General features: G+C 73.1%; 2 protein-coding genes and 1 pseudogene. 2 read left to right on the top strand and 1 reads right to left on the bottom strand.

Going from position 1 to position 3,098, the window contains the following annotated elements; all coding sequences use genetic code 11:
• Positions 1-116: 116 nt before the first annotated feature.
• Positions 117-536, bottom strand: a complete 420-nt coding sequence (locus DLJ59_RS00255; RefSeq protein ID WP_124770532.1) for an HPF/RaiA family ribosome-associated protein — start codon at positions 534-536, stop codon at positions 117-119.
• Positions 537-839: 303 nt separating this feature from the next.
• Between DLJ59_RS00255 and DLJ59_RS00250 the strand changes: the two genes are divergently transcribed.
• Positions 840-1,613 carry a single-stranded DNA-binding protein gene (locus DLJ59_RS00250; RefSeq protein WP_124770531.1) on the top strand — a complete coding sequence of 258 codons (774 nt, stop codon included), beginning with the start codon at positions 840-842 and terminating at the stop codon, positions 1,611-1,613.
• Positions 1,614-1,988: 375 nt separating this feature from the next.
• Positions 1,989-2,990: pseudogene (locus tag DLJ59_RS00245) on the top strand (cobalamin biosynthesis protein); the annotation flags it as partial.
• Positions 2,991-3,098: the final 108 nt, after the last annotated feature.

The following is a 3,098-nucleotide window of genomic DNA, read 5'->3' as shown; positions in this document are numbered from 1 at the left end:
GTGCAAGATCGCGGCGGGTTCGCCCCCGCGATCTTGCACTTTCTGTCCCGGCATAAGGGGGCCATAGCCGCTATTCGGGCGATGAAAGTGCAAGATCGCGGGGGGTGAGGCGTGGGTCAGGCCGTTTCCGCGTCGGCGCGCGGGGCCTCGTCCTCGGACTCGTCGGCCTCGGTCTGCGGTTGGGGGAGGTCGCGCAGGTGCTTGTTGTGCCGGGGCTCCTGGCGGGTCTTGGCGTCGTTGAGCCGACGCCGCAGGTCGTCCCGGACATCGTTGAGGGCGGCGTGCAGGTCCTCCTCGGCGGAGGTGGTGACGATCTTCTGTCGGCCGGCGATCCAGCACTCCAGGGTGACCTTCTGGCCGCGCGCCTCCCGGTCCTTCACCGACACCTCCAGCTCGGTGGCGTCGGCGTGGAAGCTGGCGAGCCGGGCGTCGAGGGTGGCGAACTGCTCGGCGATCCAGTTGCGGTCGCCCTGCGAGAACCCGGCGCCCACCCGCAGGCACTCAGCCACGGTGGCCGGGTTCGCCACGGCGCTCATCGCCGCGCCTTGGAAGCGTTCGCGGAACCGGTGGTAGTGATCGTCATGGCGCTGACCTCTCGTCGACGTGCAACTGTCGGTGGTGCGTTGATCAAGCCCTTACCCAGTTCAAAGGGCCGGGGAAACCGTGGACGGCGGGTCGGGCAGGTCGGGCGTACCACATCCGGGCGTGATCAGGGCGTTGTCCACAGGTGGGTTCGTCATCCACAGGTCGGGCAGGGGTGCTGGTGATGGGCGTACTCGGTGTCGATGCTCGGTAGCGAGTCGACTCGCGCTGGCAGGCCCCGATCCCCTGGAGGGACGATGTTCGACACCTATGTAACGATTGTCGGTAATGTGCTCACCACGCCGGAGTGGCGGCGTACGACCCAGAGCAACACCCTGGTGGCCAACTTCAAGGTCGCCTCCACCGCCCGCCGACTCGACCGGGACAGTGGCCGGTGGGTGGACGGCAATTCGCTGCGCGTCCGCGTCAACTGCTGGCGCAAGCTCGCCGAGGGGGTGGCTGCCTCCGTCATGGTCGGCGATCCGGTGGTGGTCTGCGGGCGGCTCTACACCCGCGACTGGACCGACGACGCCGGCAACCACCGCACGCTCTACGAGTTGGAAGCGGTCGCCGTCGGCCACGATCTGTCCCGGGGCCGGGCCCGGTTCCTGCGCAACCGGCCGAGCATGACGACCAGCACCGTGGAGGACGCGGAGGCCGAGGCCCGGGTGCACGGCGAGCCCACCGAACCGGTGCCGGCCGGGCAAGCCCCCGTGCTGCCCGACGACCGGCCACTGGACGACGACTTCGAGCTGCCCGACTACGCCGAGCTGCGCACCAGCCCGTTCGGCAACCTCCCGGAGGACGACGACAGCTCCCCGGGCGGCGGACAGGTCGGGGAGGCCAGGCAGGTCGGGCAGGTCAGCACGCCGGCGGAGCTCGACGACGAGTTGGCATCTCCACCCGATGCGGACGACGACAATGCCGACGCCGACCTGGACATCGAGTTGGGGCCGATGCCCGACGAAGGGCAGCCGGCGCAGCCTGGTCGAGGGCGGCGTGGTCGGGGCCGGATCCCGCAGCCGGCCTGACCGATCGGCGCGGCCGTCACGGGTTGGGCGGCAATCGAGCTCGTTGAGGTTCCGCATCGGTAGCGGGCGCCGAGGCGAAACGGCACCACGCGGCGCGGCGCCACGCGGCGCGGCGCCACGCGGCGCGGCACCACGCGGCGCGGCACCACGCGGCGCGGCGGGCTGTGGCATGGCACCCACCGTGGGGTGCGGCACGACGGGGGCGGGGTGACGGCGCGACCAGCGTCGTCACCCCGCGTGGTGGCGTCGGCGGGGCCTGCCGGTGTCTGTTCGTTCGAGGGGTTCTCGTCGCCAGCGCGGCACCGTGGGCTGGTTCACGGGGTGCTCGTCTAGGCTGGCCGGCCGGAGGTGGTGCGGGTGCGACGGACAGCGCCGATGGCGAACGCAGTGGGGCTGCTGGCCGGTTACGCGCTGGACAGGCTGCTCGGCGACCCCCGCCGGTGGCACCCGGTGGCCGGCTTCGGGCAGGCCGCAGGCGCGCTGGAGCGCCGCCTCTACCGTCCGGACCGAACGGCGGGTACGGCATTCGCCGCCCTGGCCGTCGGAGGGCCGGTGCTGCTCGGGGCGGTCGCCGCGGCGGCTACCCGGCACCGGCCGGTGACCCGGGCGGTGCTCGTGGCGGCCGGAACGTGGAGCGTGCTGGGCGGACGAACGCTGCGGCACGAGGCGACCGTCATGGGCCGTACGCTGCGTGACGGTGACCTGCCCGCCGCCCGGCAACGCCTCGGTCACCTCTGCGGGCGTGACCCGTCGACGCTGGACGAGTCGGAGCTGGCCCGTGCGACAGTCGAATCGGTCGCCGAGAACACCTCCGACGCGGTCGTCGCTCCGCTGTTCTGGGGTGCGGTCGCCGGCCTACCCGGGCTGCTGGGCTACCGCGCGGCGAACACCCTCGATGCGATGGTCGGGCACCGGTCGGCACGCTACGCGCGGTTCGGCACCCCGGCCGCTCGGCTGGACGATGCGCTCAACCTCGTGCCGTCCCGGCTGACCGGGCTGCTCACCATCGCCGTCGCACCTGTCGCGCACGGGGACCGGCAGCGGGCCTGGCAGGTGTGGAGGCGGGACCGCAACGACCACCCGAGCCCCAACGCCGGCCAGTGCGAGGCGGCGATGGCTGGTGCGCTCGGGGTCCGCCTCGGTGGCCGCAACGTGTACTTCGGGCGTTCCGAGGTGCGGCCGTTCCTCGGCGACGGTCCCCGCCCGGAGGCGCGGCACCTGAAGCGGGCCGCCCGGATCTCCGGCGGGGTGGGGCTGGCCGCAGTCGGGCTGGCCGCCGCGTATCCGGTGACCCTCGGCCGGCTGGTCGGCGCCGTCAGCAGACGCGCACTCATCGGTGCCGTGGGCCGTCGCGGGCTGGTCGCCGTGGCCGGAAGGCGCGGGCTGGCCGCCGCAGCCAGTGGGCGTGAGCTGGCTGGCGGGCGTGGGCTGACTGGCGGGCGTGGGCTGACTGGCGGGCGCGGGCTGGCCGGCGGGCGGGTTGTC

The sequence above is a fragment of the Micromonospora inaquosa genome (assembly GCF_003857055.1).
Lineage (GTDB): Bacteria > Actinomycetota > Actinomycetes > Mycobacteriales > Micromonosporaceae > Micromonospora > Micromonospora inaquosa.
This window is presented reverse-complemented; position numbering and strand designations above follow the sequence as displayed.